Origin of the sequence: Maricaulis sp. (assembly GCF_048268525.1) — a bacterium.
Classification (GTDB): Bacteria; Pseudomonadota; Alphaproteobacteria; order Caulobacterales; family Maricaulaceae; genus Maricaulis.
Genome location: NZ_JBLWVH010000019.1, coordinates 22,733 through 46,317, shown reverse-complemented (window position 1 = coordinate 46,317; position 23,585 = coordinate 22,733). Strand labels below are relative to the sequence as shown.

Genomic DNA, 23,585 nt, shown 5'->3' with positions numbered 1-23,585 from the left:
ATCTTGAGACTGCGGCCGACAGGGCCGATGCGGGTTTGGTCTCTATCGCATCCGCTTGCCGAAATCCTTCAGGATCTCGCGGGCTGCATTGTGGCCCGGTGCGCCGGTGACGCCGCCACCGGGATGGGTGCCGGCGCCGCATTGGTAGAGGTTCCTGATCGGGCAGCGATGATCGGCATGGCCCAGAACCGGGCGGGCCGAAAAGAGTTGGTCGAGGCTGAGGGCGCCGTGGAAGATGTCGCCGCCGACAAGGCCGAATGTGCGTTCCAGGTCTTTCGGGGTCAGGGCCTGGTATCCCAGCACGCTGTCGGCAAAGCCCGGCGCCCATTTGTCGACGGCATTGATCATCACCCGGGCGACCTCGTCACGATAATCGTCCCAGTCACGGCCGCCGGACAATTCCGGAGCCACATGCTGGCAGAACAGGCTGGCGACATGTTTTCCTTCGGGCGCCAGCGTCGGGTCCAGCGTTGACGGGATCAACATCTCGATGATCGGCTCGTTCGACCAACCCTGGCGGCGGGCATCGGCGTAGGCCTGTTCCATGTAAGCCAGGGACGGCGCCATGATGATGCCGGCCGTCAGATGATCACCACGGCCGGGCAGGGCGGTGAAGTCCGGCAGGCGGTCGAGCGCGATGTTCATCCGGAACGTGCCGGAGCCGCACTTGTAATGGCGGATGCGCTCATTGAAATCGGGTGGCAAGGCAGTCGGGTCGATCAGCGAGCCAAACAGGAGTTTGGGGTTCAGGTTCGACACCACGGCGCGGGCCGATAGCGTTTCGCCACCCGCCAGCACGACGGTGCCAGCGCCGCCATCTCTCACCAGAACTTCGTCAACGGCGCAGCCGGTGCGGATCTCGACGCCGCGCGTTTCGCAACAGCGCGCCATCGCCTGGGTAATGGCGCCCATGCCGCCAATGGCGTGGCCCCAGGCGCCCTTCTTGCCATTCACCTCGCCGAACAGGTGATGCAGAAGGACATAAGCGCTACCCGGCGTGTAGGGGCTGGCGAAATTGCCGACAATGCTGTCGAAACCGAACAGCGCCTTGATGGCGTCACTCTCGAACCAGCCATCGAGCCAGTCGCCAGCCGACTTGGAGAACAGGTCCAGCAGGTCGCGTCTCGCGGTGATCGACATGCTGCCCAGCCGGCCGCTCAGATTGGCGGCCTTCAGGAGTTCGGGGATGGCACCCAACCAGCCGCCCTCGGACAGGTTGGGCGGGGTTTCCAGAACCAGCGCGCGCAGCGTGTCCGCAACCACTTCGAGACGTTCGCTGTACTCTTGCAGTCGGTCGGCATCGCTGGTGGAAAACTTGCTTACCTGATCGGCGGTCAGCCCCTCTCCGGCGAGCAGGTAACCATCCGCCAGCGGCAGGAAATTTCCGATCTTCCGTTCGACGATCTCCAGACCATGACCGTGCAGATCGAGATCGGCGATGACTTTCGGATTGAGCAGGGAGACCGTGTAGCTGGCCACCGAATTGCGGAAACCGGGATGGAATTCTTCGGTGACAGCCGCACCGCCGACGACATCCCGGCGTTCCAGAACCGTGACCTTCAACCCGGCTTTGGCGAGATAGGCGGCGCAGACGAGGCCGTTATGGCCGCCGCCAATGATCAGGATATCGCGGTCCGGTCGGGATCGATGCGCGCTGTGACGGGGCGATGCGGTGCGGGCTGTCATGGTGAACGAGTTTTGCTGCGAAGGCGGAAAAGCGCAATGCTTCGTGCAGGTTGTGCCCTTCAGGCTTGCTCAGGCAGGCAAGTCGAAAGCTCCGGTAACATCTTTTGCCAGTACGAGGGCGCGACCGTTCGCGATTTCGAGACCGTCATGGGTCGTGCAACGCGTTGCGAGATCGACCAGATGTTTGTCCGGTCGCAGGCGGGTGATCTCCACGCTGGCGACCAATGTTTCGCCCAGCGGCGCCCGGGCCAGAAAACGGGTTTCCTGTTTCAGGTAGTTGGTGCCACGTCCCGGCAGGTCGACGCCCAGAAGATGCGAGAACATGCCATTGATCAACGCCTCGGGGACGCAGTCGTCCTTGAGCGCCCCACCGGTCAGCGCCAATAGCGCACTGGCATCGCGAGACGTGAAGCAACGTTGGGTGCTCGCGACCTGGCCGATGGAAAGGGGGAGGGTCAAATCTCGATCTCCGTCGCGCCGATACAGGTGATTTCATTGTCGCTGAGACGCGTGACTTTCAGTGAGATTTCGAGCCGGCGGGCGGTGTCAGGACCCGTTGTGCCAACTGTTTCGACTTCGAAACGAAGCGCTTCACCAACCGGGCTGGGGGCCGGGTATTGCGTGTGCTGGCTGAGCTGCCGGGCGCCGGGATAGAGGTCATCGACGAGCCGTCTCAGCACCGCACACAATAGCGCGCCATGAGCGACGGTCCGCCCGAAGTGTGTCCGGGCTGCGAAGTCCGGGTCGCAATGGATCGGGTTGTCGTCGCCTGACAATCGGGCGAAGGCGTCGAAATCGGCCTGGCTGAATGTCTTGTCCAGGTGCGCACGAGAGGCAGGTGGCTGCGGGCCGGCCGTGCTCATGCCGCAGCTTCCGGCAATGGCAGGAGATGTTTCTGGACCTTCCCAGCGGCGGTTCGTGGAAAGTCGGTCGCGCGACGGAAGTGGCGCGGCACCTTGTAGCCGGCCAGGCGTTCGCGGCACCAGGCGAGCAGCGAGGCATCGGTTACTTCCTGGCCATCACGCAGGATGAGGTGGGCGCAGCCAACCTCGCCCCATTTGTCGTCGGCGACGCCTGTGACCGCGGATTCCAGCACTGCCGGGTGTTCGTCGAGTACGTTCTCGACCTCGGCTGGATAAACGTTCTCGCCGCCAGAGATATACATCTCCTTGATCCGGCCCGCGATATAGCAATAGCCATCCTCGTCGATACGGCCCAGATCGCCGCTCTTGAGCCAGCCATCGGCAGTGAAGAGTCGGGCGGTCTCGTCGTCGCGCTGCCAGTAGCCGGGTGTGAGTCCGGGCCCGAAGAACTGGACTTCGCCGGTCTGCCCGCCGCCCAGCGGTTCGCCGGCAGGTGTTGCAATGCGGGCCTCGATCAGCAATTGCGGTTTGCCCACAGACCCGATTTTTTCGAGCGCGTGATCGCGGTCCATCAAAAAAGCTGTCGGGCCGGTCTCGGTCATGCCGAAGCCATTGCAGACGACAGCGCCGCGCGCTGCGAAAGTTTCGATCAGCACGTCCGGCATGGGCGCGCCGCCGCAGGCCCAGTGACGCAGACGGGTGAGATCGGCGGTGGCGAATTTCGGGTGCAGCGACAGCTCGCGATAAACGGCCGGGACGCACAGCATCACATCGAGCTGACCGTCGTCGATCAGCCCCAGCACCGTGCCCGCGTCGAAACCGGGCAGGAGGTGGTTGAGGCCGCCCGCCATCAGGACGGGCAGGGTGTGCAGATTGATACCCGCGGTGTGAAAGAGGGGCAGGAAATTGACCGTCGCCTCACCGTCGCGCAGGTCGATCGCCTGGGAAATGTTGACATAATTGACCAAGGCCATGCGGTAGGTCTGGATCACGCCCTTGGGCCGCCCCGTGGTGCCGGAGGTGTAGATCAGATACCAGGGCTGGTCGCCCGGCCAGGCCTGGCGTCCCGGATGGGGCGGTGCCGCATTGCGGGCGGCGGGCCATTCGCTTTCCAGATCAACGAAGATGAGCGGGATTGATTGCGCTGCCGCTTCGGCCTTGTGCCGGTCCTCGGCGCCGACGAGCAGGCAGGTCGGCGCGCAATCGGCAAGCAGCTCGGCCAGCTCCCGCGCGGGCATGCGCCAGTTCAGCGGCGCGAGAATGGCGCCCAGCTTGGCGCAGGCGAACAGGGCCTCGAAAAACTCTACCCGGTTACGACACAGGATCGCGACCCGGTCGCCTTCGCCGACGCCGCGGTCGGCAAGGATGGTGGCGGCGCGGGCGCTTCGGTCGTCCAGTTGGGCAAAGCTGATGGTCTCGCCGGTCTCGACGACGTGGAAGGCCGGTCGATCCGGCGTCAGCGCGCCACGCCGGGCGGTGATGTCGGTGATGACGTCCATCATCCGGCGACCTCCCGTGGCGCCAGAAAGGCAGCCATCCGCTGACGGGTTTCCGGCCGGACCAGCATGCGCTTGAAGCTGTCCAGCTCGCGCGCAAGCCGTTCGGCCAGGGGTGGGGACGCGTCGGCGGCATCCAGAAGCTGGCGACTGGTCAGGGCGGTGTGCGGGTCATGGGCGGACAATTCGTCGATCAGCGCAGCGAGTTGGTCACTGAATTCGTGGCCGTCACAGATGCGGTCAACGACGCCCATCGTCAGTGCGGTGTCGGCGTCGACACGGGTGTCGAGCGCCAGCCAGCTGGCTGCGTGTCCCGCACCGATCCGGCCGGGCAGGAGGGCTGTCCAGCCACCATCGGGCGCAAAGCCCATCTTCGCGTAGTAGGGCTGGATGAAGGCGTCGCGGCTCATCAGGGCGATGTCGCAGGCAAGCATCAGGCCGATCGCGCCACCGGTCAGCGGACCGTTGACCGCGGCAATGGTCGGGCAGGGCAGTTCGCGCAACGCGAGGATGGCGCGGTTTAATATCGAGACGACCGTGTCGCCGAAGGCTTCCAGTGTCGCGACATCACCGGCGCGGGCATGAAATTCGCGGATGTCCCCACCCGAAGAGAAGGCGCGACCGGCACCGGTCAGGACGACGGCCCGCGCTGTCCGGCAGTCAGCGATCGCCTCGCACAGGGCGTGCAACAAGGCCGGTTCCAGTGCATTGCCATGGCCGGGGCGGGTCAGCGTGATGCGCGCGACATCACCGTCGCGGCTGACATGGACCGGCGAAGGCGGCGCGCCCGCAGTCATGATTTCAGGCCATGGGCGATCAGGTCGGACACCACGCGGGCGACGTCTTCCGGATCGCGGTCGCGCTCCCAGATGCCGAAGCGCAGCCCCATGAACACGCTCATGCCGATCAGGGCCCAGGCACGGGTTCCCTGATCGCCCGCCGCGATCTCGCCGCGCGCTGCGGCGTCTTCCAGATTGCGCTGATAGCGCTCCATGAAAACGTCGTAGTGGGCCTTGTAGGCGTCTGGCGCGACGAATTGGGATTCTTCGATGATCCGGTAGAGATTCGGGTGGGCGCGGGCGAATTCGATATAGGCGACCAGGCCGCGATGCTCGGTTTCCAGCCGGTCCGGCGCGTCTTTGACCCGCTCGGCGATCCAGCCCCGGGTCATCTCGCCCATATGGGCGACGAGGGCGCGGAAAATCTCGTCCTTGGAGTCGAAATAGACGTAGAAGGTTCCCAGCGCCACCGAGGCTCGACGCGTGATGTCGCCGATCGAAGTGGCATGGAAACCATTCTCCCCGAAAGCGCCTTCCGCGGCTTCCAGCAGCTTGCTCTGGGTCCTCAGACCACGGGCGGTTTTGGGTCGTTTGTCGACCGTATTGGATTCTGAAGTTGACATATGATTCAGTTTTCACAAAATGGACGGTAAATCAATATGGCACGATCCGACAGAAATTGGACGGCCGAGGGGAGATCAGATCGTGGCCGATGCACAGCCGCACAGTACGGACCAGGGTGGGCACAACGTGCGACACCTGACGCTGCGCGACGGCACGGTGATGTCCTATCGGGATTCCGGATGTGGGCCGGTCTTGCTGCTGGTTCACGGGTGGGCCGCATCCAGCGACTTTTTCGGCAAGATCGCAGCGGCACTTTCGAGCGATTTCCGTGTTTTGGTTCCGGATCTCCGTGGGCATGGCGATACGCCGACCGGCGCCGCTCCGACCACTATTGGTGATCTGGCGGACGATCTCGCGGAGCTGCTGAAACACGAAGATCTGACACGGATCGTGGTGCTGGGCTGGTCAATGGGCGCAACCGTCCTGTGGTCGATGATCCAGCGGCATGGTCACGACCGGCTCGCCGGTATGGTGATTGAGGACATGAGCCCGCGCATCCTCAATGACGACAGCTGGTCGCTGGGCATGTCGAGCGGCATGGATGCCGACGCGTCCAAGCGTGCGACCGACGCCATGCAGGCCGACTGGCCCGCTTATGCCGCGGCTTTTGCACCGCGAATGTTCGCCCGTGACCGGGCAGCGCGTGAGCCACAGATCGTGGCCGACGCCCTCAATCTTCTTCGTGCACGCGATGCCGATGCCATGGCCGACCTCTGGTCGTCGATGGCGCAGCAGGACCTGCGTACGGAACTTCCGGGAATGGCCATCCCGGCGCTGATCGCTTTTGGCGAACGCAGCGATGCCTACGGCCCGGAGACGAGCCGCTACCTCGTCGAAACCCTGCCCGCTGCCACGGCGCACGGGTTCGCCCACTCCGGGCATGCGCCACATCTCGAACAGCCGGAAGAGTTTGTTGATGTGGTCAGAAACTTCGCCCGCCAGGCCCTGGCGACGGCGACAACCCATGTAACCTCTGAGGGGAGTATCTCATGAAAAAACTCAAGACCCTGACCGGCACCGCGCTATTGCTGAGCACGGTTGCCGCTTCAGCCCTGGTCGCGGCTCCCGCCGTCGCCCAGGACAATGGCGCGTCGGAAGGCCGTGACGTTATCACCGTCACCGCCCGCCGCCGCGAGGAAACGCTGCAGGACGTGCCGCTGTCGGTCACGGCCATGAGCGGTGAAGACCTCGAGCGCATGGGCGCGCTGGACATTGTCGCCATCGCCGACACCACGCCGAACATCACGCTGGAAGTGTCTCGCGGCACCAATTCAACCCTGTCGGCCTTCATCCGCGGCGTTGGCCAGCAGGACCCGGTTGCCGGTTTCGAAGCCGGTGTCGGCATCTATGTCGACGACGTCTATCTCAATCGCCCGCAAGGTGCGGTGCTCGACATCTATGACGTCGACCGGATCGAAGTCCTGCGCGGCCCGCAAGGCACGCTCTATGGTCGCAACACCATTGGTGGTGCGGTCAAATACGTCACCCGTCGCATCGATGCCGACGAGCCGACCCTGTCTGCCCGGGTCGGCGTTGGCAGCTATGGCCAGTTCGATACTGTCCTGTCCGGTACAGCGCCGCTGTCCGATACCTTCCGCGTTGGCGGCACGCTCGGCCGTTTCACCCGCGACGGCTATGGCGAGAACCTGACCACGGGCGAAGACAATTACGACAAGAACGTCTTCGGCTACCGCGTCTCCGCTGAATGGGAGCCGACCGACACCTTCTTCGTGCGCCTCGCCTATGACAGTGTCGCCGATACGTCGAACGCGCGCGGCGGTCACCGCCTGACCCCGGGGGCCCTGTCCGGTGCTCCGGTGCTGGACGATGTCCACGACACCCGCGCCGGCCTGAATGTCGTCGACCAGGATGTTGAAGGTGACGGCCTTGCCCTGACGATGGAATGGGAGGTCAACGACAACTGGACCGTCCGCAACATTCTCGCCGACCGTAATGATACCTCGGTCACGCCGATTGACTTTGACAACCTGCCGTCCGGCGACCTCGATGTTCCGGCCATCTACGAGAACGAGCAGTTCTCCGAAGAATTCCAGCTGCTCTACTCCGGTGAGCGCCTGAACGGCCTGGTCGGTTATTACTATCTCGACGCCAGTGCCCTGACCGTCTTTGACGTGCTGCTGGACAATGTCCTGGCCGGCCTCAACGCCCAGACCTTCGGCGAAGTCGACACCAAGACCTGGTCGGTCTTTGCCAACTTCACCTATGATCTGACCGACGAGTTCTCGCTGACCCTTGGCGGTCGCTATACCGAGGATGAGCGCACTTCCACCGTGCTGCGCCGCACCTATCTGGGTGGCTTCTCGGATTTCTTCGGCGGCTCGGGCTTCTCGATCGCCACGACGTCGGATTTCACCGGTACCAATTCCTGGGATGATTTCTCGCCGACGGCTTCGCTTGCCTGGCAGCCGAACGCCGCCAACAATTTCTACCTGACCTATTCCCAGGGCTTCAAGGGTGGTGGTTTCGACCCGCGCGCCCAGACCACCGGCGCCCCGGACTTCGACCAGAACGGCACCGTCGAAGCTGATGAAATCTACCAGTTCATGAGCTTTGATCCGGAAACGGTCGACAGCATCGAGATCGGCTGGAAATATCAGGGCAATGGATATCGCCACAGCCTGGCCGTCTTCAATATGGACTATACCGACATCCAGGTTCCCGGCTCGGTCGGCATCGACACTGACAATGACGGTGTCAACGACACCTTCACCGGCGTGACCACCAATGCTGGCGCCGCTACCATTCGCGGTATCGAATATGAAGGCTCGCTGGATCTCGGTCAGGACGTGTTTGCCCAAGGCGACATCATGACCCTCGGTTGGGCCATCGGCCTGCTGGACGGCGAATACGACCAGTTCATCAATGCTTTCGGCGTTGATGTCTCGGACCAGGTCGTGATCCAGAATACGCCCGACACCACGGCTTCAGCGACGCTGACCTACGTCACGCCGCTGCACGGCGGTGACCTGTCGGTGATCAATACGATCAGCCACCGGGGTGACTCCAGCCAATTCGAATTCCCCTTCCCGCTGCTTGACCAGGGTGCCTACACCCTGTGGAACGCGTCGATGGTCTGGGAAGGCGAAGATGGCCACTGGCAGTTCGGCCTGCACGGTCGCAACCTGACCGACGAAGAGTATCGGGTCTCCGGCTATGACTTCGTCAACAACACCACCCTGGCCCCGGAACTGGGTCTGGAAGGCACGCTGGTCGGTTACTACGGCCCGCCGCGTACCGTGACCGCGACGATCGCCTGGCGCTACTAGGCGCCGCTTGCGACGGGCGGGCACCTCCCCCGCCCGTCACATCCGGACTATGCTTGCGGCGGCGCCCTGACGGGTGTCGCCGCGCTCATTTTCATGCTCAGGGGTTTGTCATGCGCTTTCTGATTGCCGTTTTCCTCGGTCTCGCGCTTCTGGCCGGGATCGTTGTCTATTTCCTCAATCGGCCCGCGACCGGCTCCGAAACGCCCCCGGAAGGCGTGTTGGCCGGCACGGTGGACTCGCGCTGGTGGACCGATGCCGACCGGTTGGTCGATGTTGACGGTGTCCGCACTCGCGTCCGGATCGAGGGCGCTGATGACGCGCCGGTCCTGGTCATGGTGCACGGGTTTTCCCATTCGCTGGAGAGCTGGGACGTTTGGGCGGACGCGCTGTCAGCCAACTATCGCGTCGTCCGTATGGACCTCCCCGGTCACGGTCTCACCGGTCCTGACCCGCAGGCCCGTTATTCGGTGCCGGAGACCGTCGATTTCCTGGATGGGCTGATGGGGGCCCTTGAGATCGAACAGGCGACCTTGGTCGGCAATTCCCTGGGTGGCCTGGTCGCCTGGCGTCAGGCTGCCGCGAACCCGGACAAGGTCGAGCGACTGGTCTTGCTCTCTCCGGGCGGTTTCTCGATCAATGGCGTGACGGAAAACCCGGTCCCGGTCCCTATGGGCGTTCAGTTCTATCTGACCCAGGCGCCGCAACCGATCATCACGGCCGCAACCGGTGCACTCTATGGCGATCCGGCCGCGATGCCGGAAGGTACCGCTGAACGGGTGCTTGAGCTGATGCGTGGAGAGGGCGTGGCCCAGGCCATGGTCGAGCGGTTGCGGGTGTTCACTTTGCCCGAACCAAGCGCCGATCTCGCGCAGGTCCAAGCGCCGACACTGATCATGTGGGGCGAGGCCGATGTCATCATCCCGCCGGCACACGGGCCGCAATTCGCCGCGGCGATCCCTGACGCCCGGCTGATCACCTATCCCGGTCTGGGACATGTGGTGCACGAGGAGGCGCCGGCATCGACGCTGGCCGACCTGCGGGAGTTCCTGGCGGAAGACTAGATTTCTGACTTGGGGATTCAGGCCTTGCGGCGCTGTGCGATCTCTTTTTGCAGGTCGGCCCAGTCCTGCGGGTCCACGTCGCTCTCGCGCAAGACCACGACACCGAGCCCGCTGTCCGAGGCCGGCGGGTCGCCACACAAGAGTCGGCCCAGCGCGTGGGTGCGGGCGGTTTCGCTATTCAGGCGTGGACGATAGACAATGGAGCGGCCGTCCTGCTGGCGCTCGACTGCGCCCTTGCGGCGCAGGCCACGGAGCACAGCGAGCGTGGTGTCCGCCGGCTGACGTGTGGCCACGGCAAGCTCGCTGACAGACGCGCCGCCGCGATCCCAAAGGATGCGCATCGTGGCATTCTCGTCGTCGGTGAGGCGGTCTTGCTGGCTCATTGTCGTCATCCTCCCACAGATTCGTCCTGGCCTGAATTGTGACAGGTCTGGTGTGTTAAGGATTTGTTTGCAAAGCTCGCGCCGAAGATCGCCACCAAAGTCATGCGATCAGTCTGGGGGAGCACATGGCGCAAGACAAGTCATCCGCGCGCAAGGCCTATTGGCGTGCCAATCTTGGCCTTATGGGCATATTGCTGGCGATCTGGTTTACCGTATCCTTCGGCTTCGGCATCCTCTTGCGTCCCTGGCTGGACCAGGTCTCGCTGGGTGGCGCACCGCTGGGTTTCTGGTTCGCCCAGCAAGGCTCCATCCTCACCTTCATCGCGCTGATCTTCTATTATGCCTGGGCCATGAACCGGTTGGAAGCACGTTTCGCCGACCGGCTCGGCAGTGACGACATGCCGGCTCAGGATATAGCCGTCGCGGATGACGTCTCCCAGGAGGACGCGTCATGAGCGTGACCCTGTTCTGGACCGGTTTCTTCGTCATCACATCCTTCGCGCTTTATATCGGGATCGCGATCGCCTCCCGCGTCGGCTCGACCGATGAGTTCTACGTCGCCGGACACCACGTCCCGCCGGTCTTCAACGGGATGGCCACCGCCGCCGACTGGATGAGCGCCGCCTCCTTCCTGTCGATGGCCGGCCTGATCGCCTTCTCCGGCTATGACGGCTCGGTCTTCCTGATGGGCTGGACCGGCGGCTATGTGCTGCTGGCCCTCCTGCTCGCGCCCTATCTCAGGCGTTTCGGCAAGTTCACCGTGCCGGACTTCATCGGTGACCGATACTATTCCGACACGGCCCGCGTGGTCGCGGTGATCTGTGCGATTTTTGTCTCCTTCACCTATATCGCCGGACAGATGCAGGGCGTCGGCATCGCGTTTTCGCGCTTTTTGGAAATCCCGATCGAGGCCGGCGTAATTATCGGCGGGCTGGTCGTTCTGATGTACGCCACGCTCGGCGGAATGAAGGGCATCACCTACACCCAGGTCGCCCAGTATTGCGTGATGATCTTCGCCTTCATGACGCCGGCAATCTTCATCTCGCTGCAGCTGACCGGTTCGCCCGTGCCCCAGTTCGGCCTTGTCGGCAATGTCGCCGACGGCACGCCGCTCCTGGTGAAGTTGGACGGCATGCTGACCGAGCTCGGTTTTGCGCCCTATACCGACGGATCGAAGTCGACCTTTGACGTATTCGCCATCACCCTGGCCCTGATGGCGGGAACCGCCGGTCTGCCGCATGTCATCGTGCGCTTCTTCACCGTTCCCAAGGCGGCCGATGCGCGCAAGTCGGCGGGCTGGGCGCTTCTCTTCATCGGCATTCTTTACCTGACGGCTCCGGCCGTGGCGGTCTTTGCCCGGACCAACTTCATCGAGACGGTGAATGAGAGCGTCTACGACGCCGGCACCACCGCCTTGGTCGAGGGCGAAAGTGAGACGCCGGACTGGTTCCATCGTTGGGAAAACACCGGGCTGCTGGCCTTCGAGGACCGCAATGGCGATGGCCGTATCCAGTACCGCGCCGACCCGGAGGTCAACGAGGTCACCACGCTCAATCGCGACATCTTCGTGCTGGCCAATCCGGAGATCGCCGACCTGCCCGGCTGGGTGATCGGCCTGGTTGTGGCCGGCGGTATCGCCGCCGCCCTGTCGACGGCAGCCGGCCTGTTACTGGTCATCTCCTCCTCGATCTCGCACGATCTGTGTCGCAAGGTCCTGTTCAAATCGATGAGTGACCGCCAGGAACTCCTGATCGCCCGGCTGTCGGCGACCGGGGCCGTGCTGATCGCCATCCTCGCCGGCATCTACCCGCCGGGCTTTGTCGCCTCGGTCGTGGCGCTGGCCTTCGGGCTCGCAGCCGCCAGTTTCTTCCCCGCCATCCTGCTCGGCATTTTCTGGCAGCGCATGAGCAAGGAGGGCGCGATCGCCGGCATGGTGACGGGGCTTGGCGTCACCGGCGCCTATATCCTTACCTACAAGATCTTCGGCTGGATCCCCAATGATGCCGAACACTGGTTCCTCGGTGTCTCGCCGGAAGGTTTCGGCACGATCGGCATGGTGATCAGTTTTGTCGTCTCGGTGACCGTCTCGCTGCTGACCCCCGCCCCGCCGGCCGAGGTCCGCGAGCTGGTCGAACGCATCCGCGCGCCCTAGGTTTGACAGCATGATCCCCTATCTTCTCAATCTCGCTCTCATCCTCGGCGTGATGGTGTTCGCCTGGCCCTTCAGCGTGCCGCGCAAGGACCCGTCCTATATCGACGCGATCTGGCCCTTGGGGTTTTTGGTGCTGGCGCTGGCCTCTCTCCTGTTTGCAGGAGCCGATGGGGCGACCTGGTATGTCGCCCTGGTGGCAATCTGGGCCCTGCGTCTGGGGCATCATCTCTTTACCCGCTGGCAGGCGGAGGGCGCGGACAAGCGCTATCAAAAACTCCTGCAGCGCTCGCCGCCGGGCAAGGAAGCCATCTTCATGCTGGCCACCGTCTTCCTGCTGCAGGGCGTGCTGTTATGGGTGACGGCCCTGCCCATCCAGCATGCGGTGATGGAGGGGGCCAGTTTTGCCGCGCCTGCTGCCATCGCCGGTATCGCTCTCTTCGTCATCGGTCTTGCCTTTGAAGTGATCGGCGACCGCCAGCTCGCCGCCTTCAAGGCCGACCCGGCCACCAAGGGCCAGGTCATGGACACCGGTCTGTGGCGCTATACCCGCCATCCCAACTATTTCGGCAATGCCGTCCTGTTCTGGGGGCTGTGGCTGATCGCCGTCGCCGATGGCGATGGCTGGTGGACGATCATCGGCCCGCTCTTCCTCACCTTCACCCTGACCCGCTGGACCGGTGCCAAAATTCTCGAGCAAGGCCTGCACGAATGCCGCCCCGGCTATGCCGACTATGTGGCAAGGACGTCGGGCTTTGTGCCTTGGTGGCCGAAGCGGGGGTGAGGGGGGCGACCCGGACATCATCTGAACCTCGCCATATTCTCGACTGGATCGACAGCTTATCCTTGCTGCCGGGAGTTGCAGGGGGTGTTCATGCGTTTGATTCTACTTGCGGCAACGACAGCCGTTTTCGCGGCGGGCAGTGGTTGGGCGCAATCGGTGTCAGGGTCTGAACGGTTTGATGAGTATTGGCGCGATTCAAACGGGTCCGGGAGCGCGCTTTATGAATGCCGATTGTATGCCGATGACCTGACGCCGGAAGAGGATCAGATATGCCGAGAGCATGAGGCTGCCTACGAGACGCGTGTTGCAGACGGGCCGACTGATCTCGCCTTCTACTTCCAGGAATCCATCATGGGTGGCGGGGGCGAAGCCGCGATCGTCGGGCGATTTGCGGACCAGCTCGACATCTCTGTCGAGGCGGCTGGATTGGCGGTCGAGCTCCTGATCGAGACAGGTCGTTTTCAGGGCGATTGCGGTCATACCTATTTCGGTTGCGCTTGGCCTGCGGATAGTGTCCTGCCAGCGCTCTGGGAGCGGGTTCCGGAGCTGCCAGAAGCGCCATTGCTCTTTGCGGCCTTTGGTCGACAGCACTCATTCAAGCTCAATTGGGTGCGAATGAGCGGGCGCTGGGCGGCGGCGGATTCGACGCTGGAATTCCTTCGGGACGAATACAGCTACACTCAGGATTTCCGCATTCTGGTCGCGCTGGATGAGAACGCACTTGATCTTGAATTCCTGCAGTCTGTTTTCACGCGGCCGCCCGGCGATGTCAGTGAGGTTGATCAATTTGCCTATCTGACCTGGTTGCTGGAGCCCGCGCCGGTGAGGCCTGTTGGGCGCGACGAGCGTCTGGTCTTGACGGCGCTTGTCATGCGTAGCGCGGTCCGCGTCGGACAGCATGAACGTGCCTTCCGGATGTATACCGCGTTGAGTTCGGCCGAGCGGCGCCAACTCTGGTCCCTGACGACCGTGTCACCTGTGGGTGCCAATGAGTCACTGAAGGCACGCCAGCAAACCTATAAGTTGATGGTCTGGCTCGCGGCTGCCGCGATCGAACAGGCGCGGCCGGATGTGGCGGCTGACTTGCTTGAACAAGCGGACGATATCGCCGTCTTTACCGAGGAGGATGAGGCAATCGCCGAAGCCTACGCGTCAACGCAACGTTATCCGAACCGGCGAACCCGGATCGCAAGCCACGCTGATGCGGCGCTTGGGACCATGTTGCAGGAGGCCATGTCTCCGCAATTCTCGCCGAGTGAGCGCTATAATCTCTTTGTGCTGGGCGGGCCGACGCGCGATCTCATGCACCCCGACGAACGCGGCATGGCCCGAGCGACGGCGGGTTGGCTCTGGCTGATCCCGAGCGCGCCCCCTGTTTTTGGTGATATCGCGCTCGATCTGCTGGAGGGCGCCGAAGATACCGAAGCCCTGGCGGCACATCTGGTTCGCGCTGACGATGCCTCGGGCAGCGGCTGGAATCAGGACGTAGAACTGGATCTGGACATCCCCGGCTTTCTCGCTTTGCGAGCGGCTGCCGAGTCCTCCCAAACTCCGGTCGCTGTCGAAGGAAACACGGAATTCGTGCCGCAACCTCGCTTCACGGTCTTCGAGGAATTGCCACTGCCAGAGGGAGTCGGCACGGAGCCTGCAGTCATGTTCCCGGAGCCAGCAATAGTCCCGGATGGGGTCGTCTTGCCGGTCAGTGAATGGCAGGTTGTCCGGCTGGAACCGCGTGGTGAGGTCTGGGACCTGGTCTACACCTCCACCGAACTCGACCCGACGGGTGAGGTCTCAGCGGGCGGGTATTGGTACGTCCAGAGCGAACCGGGTGGCACCGATTGGCAGCAGCCGGTCTATCTCGGTCTGCAACCGATGTTCCCCTACGTCATCCTGCCAGGGTCGAGTCTGCCCATGATCGTCGATGGTCGCCTTCAGCTGGCCGTCGTGGTCCGTCAGCTGGACCCGGCCAGCATTACCTTCCCGCCGATCGGCCTGGCGCTGAAGCGGGAGGAGGACGGTCTTTACATCACGGCGCCGCTCGCCGTTCTGACCCGGGACCAGGATGAGGACGGGCTAACAGATATATTTGAGCATCGGATCGGGCTGGACATGACGAACCCCGACACTGATGGCGACGGACTTGATGATGGTATCGACGGATTGCCGCTCACGCCCTTTGATCCGGCGCGTATGCATGAGGCCGAGCTGATCCGCCTCATGATCGGCGAAGTCTTTGGCCATGATGCGGCCGCCATCCGGGTTCCGGTCCATGAACCGGGCGCCGGGCTTGAGGAGATCATCGGGAATGCTATGGCGGGGCGTTCGGTGCCACCCTCGAGACGATCCACACTGATTTTGAAGGGTGATCCGGATTTGTTTGCAGGGGTGATCAGTGATCAGCGTCTGATTGTCCTCGATGACGCCGCGGAAGCCCGGATGAGTCCCGAATATGGCATCACCTATCCACTGGGCTTCTCGACGATCCTGCCGAACAGGGACCGCAGTCAGGTCTATGTTGTCTGGAGCGCCGGATGGACGGGTGGGGAATTCTATATTCGTCGTGATGATGACGGCGCCTATGAGGTGACTGTTACGAGTTCATGGATCACCTGATCAGGACGGGTGCTCGATTTCTGCGGCACAAGAAGGGTTTCGATCTTGGTTGAAGGCGCGACCCGGCGCTCACTCCACCATTCATCGCTTGCCGAGATGTCGCCGTATCCGGTTTTCCAGGTCAAGGGCCGCAAAGCGGCCGCTGCGCGGTTTCACCCTTGAGCTGGAAAACCGGATGCGGCTTGCTGGCTGACAAGCGATCAATGGATGACTGCGCGCGGTTGCGCCCGGATTGGACCGCCCGCAATGAAAACCCCGGCGCTTCGGACGGATGTCCGGCTGCGGCCCGCCCTGCATGATGCGGGGACAGGGGATGACGGGGCTTGGGTCGGCATCGGGGCGTGTGGGGAAGCGCCTGTTTTGCGCCTCGACCTTCTACCCAGTTCTTCCCGGCCCGGCCGCGTACGTCGCCAGCAGGTCACCGAATTCCTCCATTGGCGGGAAAGCCTCATAGCTGTGCGGGGCGGTGGTCGTGACGCCTTCGAGACGGTCCTTGGTGCAGGTTTCCAGGAAGGGCGTAAAGCCGGACGGGTCATCCAGCATGGGGGTGCGGATATTGACGAAATCCATGCCGGTGGGGCGAGTGAAGACCCAGCTCAGGCAGTGCGGGCAGTGAAAATGGGCAATGTCTGCGCCGTGAAGGCCGCCGATCACAGTTTCGCCTTCGGTGACCTCAAAGCGATCCGCGGCGACGGCCACGGTCAGCGAATAGGGGCCGCCGCTCATGCGTTGGCAGCCGCGGCAATGACAGGCGGCGGTGAAGAGGGCCGGCGTGGTCATCCGGAAGCGCAACTGGCCGCAGCGACAGCCGCCCTCATGATCCTGTCCCTCTCGAGCTTTGCTTGCCTGTGTCATGCGTCGCTCCTGTGTGTTTCGCTTGGGTGGGTTTTGGCTGATCCGGTCGCTTCCCTCAATGAAAATCCCGGCTTTTCGGCAAGATGTCCTCCAGCCGTTCGCCCTGCATGACGCGGCGGTAGAGGGCGACGGTTCTGGGGTCGGCATTGGGGCGGGCGATTTCGTCGGCGTGGGCGACGGCTTCGGCGAATTCGGCGCCGTCAGCGAGCGCGGCAAGGCGCCAGGAGTGGTCGACCAGTCGGTTGGCGACGACATGGATGACGCGGCCCTCCTTCTGCACCCGCCCGGTTACACCCATCAGCTTGGATGACATCACCAGGCGGCGATGGCGTTCGAAACAGCTGGGCCAGACGATCACATTGGCAATGCCGGTCTCGTCCTCGAGCGTCGCGAAGATGACGCCCGAGGCCGAGCCAGGGCGTTGCCGCACCAGGACCAACCCGGCCAGGGTGACCCAGCGGCCGTCGCGCATCTCACTGAGGGCTGCGCAGGTCGCATGGCCGGTCTCGGTCAGTTCGCCGCGGAAGAAGCTCAGTGGGTGTGCCTTCAGGGAGAGGCGCAGGGTGGCGTAATCCTGCGCGACCTGTTCGCCACCGGTCAGCTCGGGCAAGGCGACGGGATGTTCGGCGCCCCAGCTGTCGGCATGCTGGAAGAGGGGGAGTGGCTTGCCGGCTTCTGCGAGGGCGGTCCAGCTCGCCTTGCGCCGGTCCATGGCCAGCGACCCGGCGGCATCAGCATTGGCCAACCGGTCCAGCGAGCCCTTGTCCAGCCGGGCCCGGCGGGCGAGATCGGCCAGGCTTTCAAAAGGCCCTTCGGCCTGGCGGGCGGCGACCAGGCGGGCGGCGGCGGGCTCCTTCATGCCCTTGATCTGGCGCAGGCCCAGCCGCACGGCAAAGCGCATGCCCTTGCCGTCGCGGCGGGGAATGTCGGTCTCCTCCAGCGTCGCATCCCAGTCGGAATGATTGATGTCGGGCGGGCGCACCTCGACATCGTGCTCGCGGGCGTCGCGGACCAGTTGGGCGGGCGCATAAAACCCCATCGGCTGGCTGTTCAGCATGGCGGTGAGGAAGACGTCGGGATAATAATGCTTGAGCCAGCACGAGACCCAGACGATCAGGGCGAAACTGGCGGCGTGGCTTTCGGGGAAACCGTATTCTCCGAACCCTTCCAGCTGTTTGAAGCAACGCTCGGCGAAGTCCGGCTCATAGCCGTTGGCGATCATGCCGTTCATCAGCTTCTGCCCCATTTCGTGGATCGAGCCGGATCGACGGAAGGCGGCCATGGAGCGGCGCAGCCGGTCTGCCTCGGACGGGGTGAAGCCGGCGGCGACGATGGCAATCCGCATGGCCTGCTCCTGGAACAAGGGAACGCCAAGTGTCTTGCCGAGTACGTCCTTCAGCGCCTGTGATGGATATTCCACCACTTCCTCGCCGCGCCGCCGGCGCAGATAGGGATGGACCATATCGCCCTGGATCGGGCCGGGCCGGACGATCGCGACCTCGATCACCAGATCATAGAAATTGCGCGGCCTCAGGCGCGGCAGCATGGTCATCTGGGCCCGGCTCTCGATCTGGAAGACGCCGACCGTGTCGGCCCGGCAGATCATGTCATAGACGGACGGGTCCTCGGCCGGGATGGTGGCCATGGTCAGATGGCGGCCATGATGGGTGGCCAGCAGGTCGAAGGCGCGGGCGACACAGGTCAGCATGCCCAGACCCAGCACATCGACCTTCATCAGGCCGAGCGCGTCGATATCCTCCTTGTCCCATTCCAGCATGGTGCGTTCGGGCATGGCGGCATTGTGCAGCGGCACGATCTCGTCGAGCCGGGCGCGGGTCATCACGAAACCGCCGGGATGCTGGGCGAGATGGCGTGGAAACCCCATCAGCTCGCGGGCATAGCGCAGTGTCATGGCCAGGGCCGGACTGTCCGGATCGAGGCCGAGCTCGTCGCGGATACGGGTCTCCTGCAAATCATCGCTGGACCAGCCCCACAGGCTTTTTGACAGGGCCGAGATCACATCGCCGGACAGGCCGAACACCTTGCCGACCTCGCGGATGGCCCCGCGCGGACGATAGCAATTCACCGTCGCCGTCATGGCGGCGCGGCGGCGTCCGTATTTCTCATAGACATACTGGATCACCTCTTCGCGGCGATTGTGCTCGAAATCGACATCGATATCGGGCGGCTCGCCGCGTTCGGCCGAGACGAAACGCTCGAACAGGAGATCGATCCGGTCCGGGTCGACCTCGGTGATGCCGATGGCAAAACAGACCGCCGAATTGGCTGCCGAGCCGCGCCCCTGGCACAGGATCCCGCGCGAACGGGCAAAGCGGATCACGTCCTGCACGGTGAGGAAATAGGAGGGGTAATCGAGCTGTTCGATCAGGTCGAGTTCGGTGGCGACAGCTTTCGCGATCTTGTCGGGCGCGCCGGCGGGATAGCGGTTTTCCAGGCCTTCGGCGGCAAGGCGGCGCAGGGTCTCGTTCGGTGTTTCATTCTCGCCGATCACCTCGTCGGGATAATTATAGACCAGCTCGTCGAGCGAGAAGGTGAGGCGGCGGGCAATCGCGACCGTGCGGGCAACGGCGTCTTCATAGCCATCGAACAGGCGATAAATCTCGGCGGCGGGTTTGAGATGGCGTTCGGCATTGGCGGCGAGGTGAAAACCGGCCTCGGTGATGCGGACATGTTCGCGGATACAGGTGACGACATCGGCCAAGGGCTTGCGGCCCGGCGCGTGATAGCGGGCATCGGTGCTGGCAATCGTGGTCAGGCCCCAGTCATCGGCCAGCGCGGAGAGGCGGTGCAGGCGTTCGCCATCGCGGCCGTCAAACCAGCGTGTCAGGACGAGATGGGTCTCGCCTTTCAGCGTCGGCAAGAGCGCCGTGACCCGGTCCTGCCAGGCCCGGTCCGGCTCGCGCGGCGGGATGATCAGCAGGACCTGTCCGGACGAGGCGTTCGCGACCTCCTCGACGTGCAGGTCGCAATCGCCTTTCGTGGCCGCGAAATTGGCATCGGTCAGCAGGCGGGTCAGGCGGGCATAAGCCGCCAGATTGGTCGGATAGGCGGCAATTTCCAGCCCGCAACGCGTGACCAGGCGGGTGCCGACCAGCAGCGCAATGCCGGCCTCCTTCGCGGCCAGATGGGCGCGGACCATGCCGGCAAAGGAGTTGCGGTCGGCCAGCCCGATGGCGGTCAGACCCAACGCTTTTGCCTGGGCCACCATTTCATCGGGATGCGAGGCCCCGGTCAGAAAGGTGAAATTGCTGGCCGTCAGCAATTCGGCAAAGGCATGCGTCAATGATCTTCCCCTGCAAGGCGGGGGAAGTGGCCCGGAGCGCAGCGACGGGTCGATGGGGGTGCGTCAGCCAGCGCGCGCTGAATCTCCGCCAGCACCCGATCAAAGTCCTGAAACACGGCGTTATTGTCGACACGCAGCACTGTCCAGCCCTGCGCGATCAGCCAGTCCGTCCGCTGCGCATCATAAAGCGCCTGCCCGGGGCTTTGGTGTGACGGGCCATCAACCTCCACGACAAGGCGCGCCGAGAGGCAGGCGAAATCGACGATATAGCGTCCCAGCGGGTGCTGGCGCCGAAAGCGGAACCCGTCGAGGCGGCGGGCGCGCAGGCCCTGCCAGAGGCGGACTTCGCTGGCCGTCATGTTCCGGCGCAGGTGGCGGGCCTGTTGGGTGGCGCGTTCGCGGTCTTCTCGCATGTTCGTCTCCTGTCTGACCTCCCCCTCCGTCTCGCTGCGCTCGACACCTCCCCCGCCTTGCAGGGGAGGGTCATGACGCGCCATGGACGAACCATTGGGGGCGGGTGGTTTCGAGGCCGTAGAGGCCGTCGCGATAGAGCCAGAAGCGGCGGCCCTCGCGGGTTTCGACGCGGAAATAGTCGCGGGTGCGGGCTGGTCGGTCAGCCTGCCAGATGCCCTCGCGCCACCAGTCCGGGGCGAGGCGTTCGGGGCCTTCGGCACGGTCGACCTGGTGGCGGACCCGGCGCCAGACAAAGCTGCGCGGCGGGCCGTCGGGGATCTCGGCGACGGCTTCGGCCGGTTCCGGTCGGGCGAGGATGAGGAGGGGACGATTGGGCGGCGGCAGGAGGGCGGATTGGGGCTCGGCCTCGGCGACGGCCAGCATGGGCGTGCGGCGCGCGGTGGCAGGCGTGGGCGTGACATTCATGGCCGGGCGCCAGAGGGCGGCACGGTCGGGCTGGTGACTGGCCCGGCGGGCGGCGCGCCGGACCTTGTCCTCGCCCAGGCGCACGACGAGACGATCGGTCAGGCGGGCCAGATCGGTCTCTTCGATGCGGCCATCATCAACCAGCCCGTCCTGACGCTCGCCGAGGCGCTGGGTGGCGCGGGCGGTCAGCTCGATCATCTCGATGCCGAAACCGATATCGATCTCGGCGCGGTCGAGCTTCTCATTGAACAGGCGGGCGAGATGACCGGCCTCGCGGGCCGGGGCGGCGGTGCCCAGGGTGAGAAGGTGGGTCTTGCCGTCGACGCGGAAGAGGTGGAGGTCGAGCCGGGTGACGCCGCGGCCGGCCGCTTCCAGCGCCTCGCACAGGCCTTCGGCCGTGTCCTTCACCCCCTGTTTCAACCCGTCCAGCAGGAGGAGGGCGTCTACATAGCGGGTGCGGGCGCGAAAGGGCGTGACCGCTTGCAGCGGATTGAGGACTTCGCGGGTCCGGCCACTCGCCTGGTCGAGCCGGTCGACCAGGGCGCGACCGAAGCGGCGCGACAGGCTGGCCCTTGGCATGTCGATGATGTCGCCGACGCGCTTGAGCCCGAAACGGCGCAATGTGGCGGCCGTCTCGCCAATGCGCAGGGCGGCGACCGGCAGCGGGGTGAGGGCGGACGGGATGTCGTCGGCAATGTTCATCCCGTCGACCCGGTTTGGTGCCGCATGGCGGGCCAGCCCCCAGGCGAGGCCGAGGGTCGGCGCGATGGCACCGTGGGCGGCATGCCCCTGGCGGGCGAGCGCCTGCAGGGTCTCGGTGAGGAGCCTCTGCTCGCCGCCGAACAGGTGGGCGCAGCCGGTGATTTCCAGCAGGATGCCATCCTCGCCGGGCTGGCCGGGATCGGGGGCGGTCCAGGGTGACCAGCGACCACAGCCGCGGGCCAGTGCCGCCAGCCGCCGGATATCGCCGGTCGGATCGGCCGGGCGCAGTTGCAGGCCCGGTTCCAGCGCCTTGGCGTCGGAGACCGCTTGATTCACTTGAAGCCCGCGGCGGGCGGCTTCGGTATCGAGCGCATAGAGACGCTCGCCACCGGTCGTGGTGTGGACCAGGGCGAAGGGGGCGGTCCGGTCAGGGTCCGGCTTGGCGGCCGCGCTATCCGGTGAGGCGGATGACCTGTCCGGCCAGCGCGGCGGCGACGCCGGACCGGGTTTCGGACTGGATATCGCGCTTTGGCGATGCCGGTCGGTCGGCCAGCGGGGCAGGCTCAAGGACATGAAACGACGCATGTTTCCACTCGATCTCGTATTCCTGTGGCGGGCCGCCCCTGACCCGTTCCAGAGCGGCATGAAACCGCGGTTCTCCCAATCCCGGCAGCCCTCGTGCGCCGATCCACGCCCGTGCCGGGGACGGGCGGGCGGCGATGCGCCAGCGACTGAGCGCGGCGCTGGGGGCAAGCCCCTCATGCGGCCGCAACACCAGGGCCAGCGCCCCGGCTCGCCGTGCGGCCTGGTCGAGCCGGCGGGTGGCGACGAGGTCATAGCGGGCCGAGGGACCAGTCTCACCGATCACCACGGCCCCGGTCTTCAGACCCTCTTCCAGCGTCCACAGCGTGTCGGTCTCGCTGCCCGTTTCGACCAGGATGAGCCGGGCCGGATCGAGCCCCCATTGCGCCAGCGCCGGCGGGTAAGGACGGCCGAAATCCTGACCCGTCCCCATGGCGCGCCGGACCCACAACACCGGTCGCTCCTGCTCGCGGCGGCGCAGATGGGTCGCCATCAGCCCGGCCTGGAAAGCCAGCGCCGCCGGCGTGTCGAGATAGCCGGCCGGGCAGATCTCGTGCAGGCCGGGCGCCAGCTGCAACGGGTCGGCACCGATCCGCGCCGCATCGCACGGGGTGGCGATCTCCGCTGGCTTGACGGGCGATGCGACGGGGTCTGTTTCGCCCATATCCAGGGCCCGTATCTGACGGCGCAGCTCGGCAAGCTGCTGCCGCCGGTCAGGACGTGACGGCACAGTCATCAGGTTTGGCTCTCACTTGATGTTCTTCTTATGTTCTCATTTGAGGAAAAAGAGTCAAGCGGCGAATCCGGGCGGTTTCGCACGGGCCGATAATCGCGCTAGTCTGATCGCCATGTGCGGACGCTATGCCCTTGGAAAGCTTGAGTGGTGGATCCTGCAGGAGACGTTCAAGCTCCAGCAGGGCGCGCTCAATATGGAGCCGCGCTGGAATATCGCGCCGACCCAGAGGGCGCCGATCATCCGGCGTGAGGATGGCCGTACCGAGGCGGTGATGGCGCGCTGGGGCCTGGTGCCCTATTTCTGGCAAAAGCCGCTGAAGGAGATGAAATACTCCACCTTCAACGCCAAGTCGGAAACGGCGGCCTCGGCGCCCAGTTTCCGGGTCCCGTTCCAGAAGCGACGTTGCATCATCCCGGCGGTCGGCTTTTACGAATGGACCGGGCCGAAGGGCGCCAAACAGCCGCATTTCATCACGGTGAAGGATCAGGACTGGTTCGGCTTTGCCGGCCTGTGGGACCGGGCCCAGGTCGAGGGCGAGACGGTCGAGAGCTTCACCATTCTCACCACCCAGCCGAATGAGGCCATGGCCGCCATCCACACTCGCATGCCGGTCATTCTGGGCCCTGAAGACTTTGAAGCCTGGACCGATACCGACAATCTGGAAGTGGAAAGCCTGCTCAAGGGACTTCCGTCGGACGCCATGCTCATCCGCGAGGCCAACAAGGCGGTCGGCAATGTCCGCATCGACGAGGAATGGCTGATCGAGCCGGGCGATGGCCCGCAGCGGGTCGGACTGATCTAG

19 protein-coding genes are annotated in these 23,585 nt (G+C 64.4%); 8 read left to right on the top strand and 11 right to left on the bottom strand.

Annotated features, from left to right (window positions below):
* Positions 1 to 42 precede the first annotated feature (42 nt).
* The 6 genes from ACN0X9_RS10840 to ACN0X9_RS10815 form a co-directional block, all read right to left on the bottom strand.
* Positions 43 to 1,686, bottom strand: a complete 1,644-nt coding sequence (locus tag ACN0X9_RS10840; RefSeq protein WP_417487615.1) for a phytoene desaturase family protein — start codon at positions 1,684 to 1,686, stop codon at positions 43 to 45.
* A 69-nt stretch (positions 1,687 to 1,755) separates the two neighbouring features.
* The gene (locus tag ACN0X9_RS10835) at positions 1,756 to 2,145 is read right to left on the bottom strand and encodes a phosphate acetyltransferase (protein ID WP_417487614.1); all 390 of its coding nucleotides are present in this window, start codon (positions 2,143 to 2,145) and stop codon (positions 1,756 to 1,758) included.
* Positions 2,142 to 2,549 carry a MaoC family dehydratase gene (locus ACN0X9_RS10830; RefSeq protein ID WP_417487613.1) on the bottom strand — a complete coding sequence of 136 codons (408 nt, stop codon included), beginning with the start codon at positions 2,547 to 2,549 and terminating at the stop codon, positions 2,142 to 2,144. The genes ACN0X9_RS10835 and ACN0X9_RS10830 overlap by 4 nt, the downstream gene beginning before the upstream one ends.
* Positions 2,546 to 4,051 (bottom strand): acyl-CoA synthetase, encoded by a 1,506-nt coding sequence (locus ACN0X9_RS10825; protein ID WP_417487612.1) that lies wholly within the window; start codon positions 4,049 to 4,051, stop codon positions 2,546 to 2,548. Before ACN0X9_RS10825 ends, ACN0X9_RS10830 begins: the two co-directional genes overlap by 4 nt.
* Positions 4,048 to 4,842 (bottom strand): enoyl-CoA hydratase/isomerase family protein, encoded by a 795-nt coding sequence (locus tag ACN0X9_RS10820; RefSeq protein WP_417487611.1) that lies wholly within the window; start codon positions 4,840 to 4,842, stop codon positions 4,048 to 4,050. Before ACN0X9_RS10820 ends, ACN0X9_RS10825 begins: the two co-directional genes overlap by 4 nt.
* Entirely contained in the window at positions 4,839 to 5,447 is a 609-nt protein-coding gene (locus tag ACN0X9_RS10815) for a TetR/AcrR family transcriptional regulator (RefSeq protein WP_417487610.1), read from the bottom strand. Before ACN0X9_RS10815 ends, ACN0X9_RS10820 begins: the two co-directional genes overlap by 4 nt.
* A gap of 82 nt (positions 5,448 to 5,529) precedes the next feature.
* Here ACN0X9_RS10815 and ACN0X9_RS10810 point away from each other — a divergent pair, with 82 nt between their 5' ends.
* From ACN0X9_RS10810 to ACN0X9_RS10800, 3 genes are all read left to right on the top strand, one after another.
* Positions 5,530 to 6,441: an alpha/beta fold hydrolase gene (locus ACN0X9_RS10810; protein ID WP_417487609.1), complete on the top strand. Its 912-nt coding sequence runs from the start codon at positions 5,530 to 5,532 to the stop codon at positions 6,439 to 6,441.
* The gene (locus ACN0X9_RS10805; RefSeq protein WP_417487608.1) at positions 6,438 to 8,735 is read left to right on the top strand and encodes a TonB-dependent receptor; all 2,298 of its coding nucleotides are present in this window, start codon (positions 6,438 to 6,440) and stop codon (positions 8,733 to 8,735) included. Before ACN0X9_RS10810 ends, ACN0X9_RS10805 begins: the two co-directional genes overlap by 4 nt.
* Positions 8,736 to 8,845: 110 nt before the next feature.
* Positions 8,846 to 9,796, top strand: coding sequence for an alpha/beta fold hydrolase (locus ACN0X9_RS10800; protein ID WP_417487607.1), 951 nt, complete (start codon positions 8,846 to 8,848; stop codon positions 9,794 to 9,796).
* 17 nt (positions 9,797 to 9,813) lie between these two features.
* Here ACN0X9_RS10800 and ACN0X9_RS10795 read toward each other — a convergent pair whose 3' ends face one another.
* Positions 9,814 to 10,179 carry a BlaI/MecI/CopY family transcriptional regulator gene (locus ACN0X9_RS10795; RefSeq protein ID WP_417487606.1) on the bottom strand — a complete coding sequence of 122 codons (366 nt, stop codon included), beginning with the start codon at positions 10,177 to 10,179 and terminating at the stop codon, positions 9,814 to 9,816.
* Positions 10,180 to 10,304: 125 nt separating this feature from the next.
* Here ACN0X9_RS10795 and ACN0X9_RS10790 point away from each other — a divergent pair, with 125 nt between their 5' ends.
* The 4 genes from ACN0X9_RS10790 to ACN0X9_RS10775 all read left to right on the top strand — a co-directional run bounded on the left by ACN0X9_RS10790 (position 10,305) and on the right by ACN0X9_RS10775 (position 15,725).
* Positions 10,305 to 10,634, top strand: a complete 330-nt coding sequence (locus ACN0X9_RS10790) for a DUF4212 domain-containing protein (RefSeq protein WP_417487605.1) — start codon at positions 10,305 to 10,307, stop codon at positions 10,632 to 10,634.
* A complete protein-coding gene (locus tag ACN0X9_RS10785; RefSeq protein ID WP_417487604.1) occupies positions 10,631 to 12,331 on the top strand; it encodes a sodium:solute symporter family protein in 1,701 nt (566 codons plus the stop codon). Before ACN0X9_RS10790 ends, ACN0X9_RS10785 begins: the two co-directional genes overlap by 4 nt.
* A gap of 10 nt (positions 12,332 to 12,341) precedes the next feature.
* Positions 12,342 to 13,112 carry a DUF1295 domain-containing protein gene (locus tag ACN0X9_RS10780; RefSeq protein WP_417487603.1) on the top strand — a complete coding sequence of 257 codons (771 nt, stop codon included), beginning with the start codon at positions 12,342 to 12,344 and terminating at the stop codon, positions 13,110 to 13,112.
* Between the two features lie 90 nt (positions 13,113 to 13,202).
* Entirely contained in the window at positions 13,203 to 15,725 is a 2,523-nt protein-coding gene (locus ACN0X9_RS10775) for a hypothetical protein (RefSeq protein ID WP_417487602.1), read from the top strand.
* 375 nt (positions 15,726 to 16,100) lie between these two features.
* Here the strand turns inward: ACN0X9_RS10775 and ACN0X9_RS10770 are convergent, their stop codons facing one another.
* From ACN0X9_RS10770 to ACN0X9_RS10755, 4 genes are all read right to left on the bottom strand, one after another.
* Positions 16,101 to 16,580: a GFA family protein gene (locus ACN0X9_RS10770; RefSeq protein WP_417487601.1), complete on the bottom strand. Its 480-nt coding sequence runs from the start codon at positions 16,578 to 16,580 to the stop codon at positions 16,101 to 16,103.
* Between the two features lie 55 nt (positions 16,581 to 16,635).
* Positions 16,636 to 19,884 (bottom strand): error-prone DNA polymerase, encoded by a 3,249-nt coding sequence (locus tag ACN0X9_RS10765; protein ID WP_417487600.1) that lies wholly within the window; start codon positions 19,882 to 19,884, stop codon positions 16,636 to 16,638.
* A complete protein-coding gene (locus ACN0X9_RS10760; RefSeq protein WP_417487599.1) occupies positions 19,881 to 20,297 on the bottom strand; it encodes an endonuclease domain-containing protein in 417 nt (138 codons plus the stop codon). The genes ACN0X9_RS10765 and ACN0X9_RS10760 overlap by 4 nt, the downstream gene beginning before the upstream one ends.
* Positions 20,298 to 20,367: 70 nt before the next feature.
* Positions 20,368 to 22,050: a DNA polymerase Y family protein gene (locus ACN0X9_RS10755; RefSeq protein ID WP_417487598.1), complete on the bottom strand. Its 1,683-nt coding sequence runs from the start codon at positions 22,048 to 22,050 to the stop codon at positions 20,368 to 20,370.
* 845 nt (positions 22,051 to 22,895) lie between these two features.
* Here ACN0X9_RS10755 and ACN0X9_RS10750 point away from each other — a divergent pair.
* Positions 22,896 to 23,585: an SOS response-associated peptidase gene (locus ACN0X9_RS10750; protein ID WP_417487597.1), complete on the top strand. Its 690-nt coding sequence runs from the start codon at positions 22,896 to 22,898 to the stop codon at positions 23,583 to 23,585.

Bases quoted from the DNA above. Each gene is read 5' to 3' on its own strand.
- ACN0X9_RS10785 (WP_417487604.1), top strand. From the start codon at position 10,631: ATGAGCGTGACCCTGTTCTGGACCGGTTTCTTCGTCATCACATCCTTC.
- ACN0X9_RS10815 (WP_417487610.1), bottom strand. From the start codon at position 5,447: ATGTCAACTTCAGAATCCAATACGGTCGACAAACGACCCAAAACCGCC.
- ACN0X9_RS10800 (WP_417487607.1), top strand. From the start codon at position 8,846: ATGCGCTTTCTGATTGCCGTTTTCCTCGGTCTCGCGCTTCTGGCCGGG.
- ACN0X9_RS10840 (WP_417487615.1), bottom strand. From the start codon at position 1,686: ATGACAGCCCGCACCGCATCGCCCCGTCACAGCGCGCATCGATCCCGA.
- ACN0X9_RS10790 (WP_417487605.1), top strand. From the start codon at position 10,305: ATGGCGCAAGACAAGTCATCCGCGCGCAAGGCCTATTGGCGTGCCAAT.
- ACN0X9_RS10795 (WP_417487606.1), bottom strand. From the start codon at position 10,179: ATGAGCCAGCAAGACCGCCTCACCGACGACGAGAATGCCACGATGCGC.
- ACN0X9_RS10825 (WP_417487612.1), bottom strand. From the start codon at position 4,051: ATGATGGACGTCATCACCGACATCACCGCCCGGCGTGGCGCGCTGACG.
- ACN0X9_RS10750 (WP_417487597.1), top strand. From the start codon at position 22,896: ATGTGCGGACGCTATGCCCTTGGAAAGCTTGAGTGGTGGATCCTGCAG.
- ACN0X9_RS10760 (WP_417487599.1), bottom strand. From the start codon at position 20,297: ATGCGAGAAGACCGCGAACGCGCCACCCAACAGGCCCGCCACCTGCGC.
- ACN0X9_RS10770 (WP_417487601.1), bottom strand. From the start codon at position 16,580: ATGACACAGGCAAGCAAAGCTCGAGAGGGACAGGATCATGAGGGCGGC.
- ACN0X9_RS10830 (WP_417487613.1), bottom strand. From the start codon at position 2,549: ATGAGCACGGCCGGCCCGCAGCCACCTGCCTCTCGTGCGCACCTGGAC.
- ACN0X9_RS10775 (WP_417487602.1), top strand. From the start codon at position 13,203: ATGCGTTTGATTCTACTTGCGGCAACGACAGCCGTTTTCGCGGCGGGC.
- ACN0X9_RS10780 (WP_417487603.1), top strand. From the start codon at position 12,342: ATGATCCCCTATCTTCTCAATCTCGCTCTCATCCTCGGCGTGATGGTG.
- ACN0X9_RS10755 (WP_417487598.1), bottom strand. From the start codon at position 22,050: ATGCGTCGTTTCATGTCCTTGAGCCTGCCCCGCTGGCCGACCGACCGG.
- ACN0X9_RS10805 (WP_417487608.1), top strand. From the start codon at position 6,438: ATGAAAAAACTCAAGACCCTGACCGGCACCGCGCTATTGCTGAGCACG.
- ACN0X9_RS10820 (WP_417487611.1), bottom strand. From the start codon at position 4,842: ATGACTGCGGGCGCGCCGCCTTCGCCGGTCCATGTCAGCCGCGACGGT.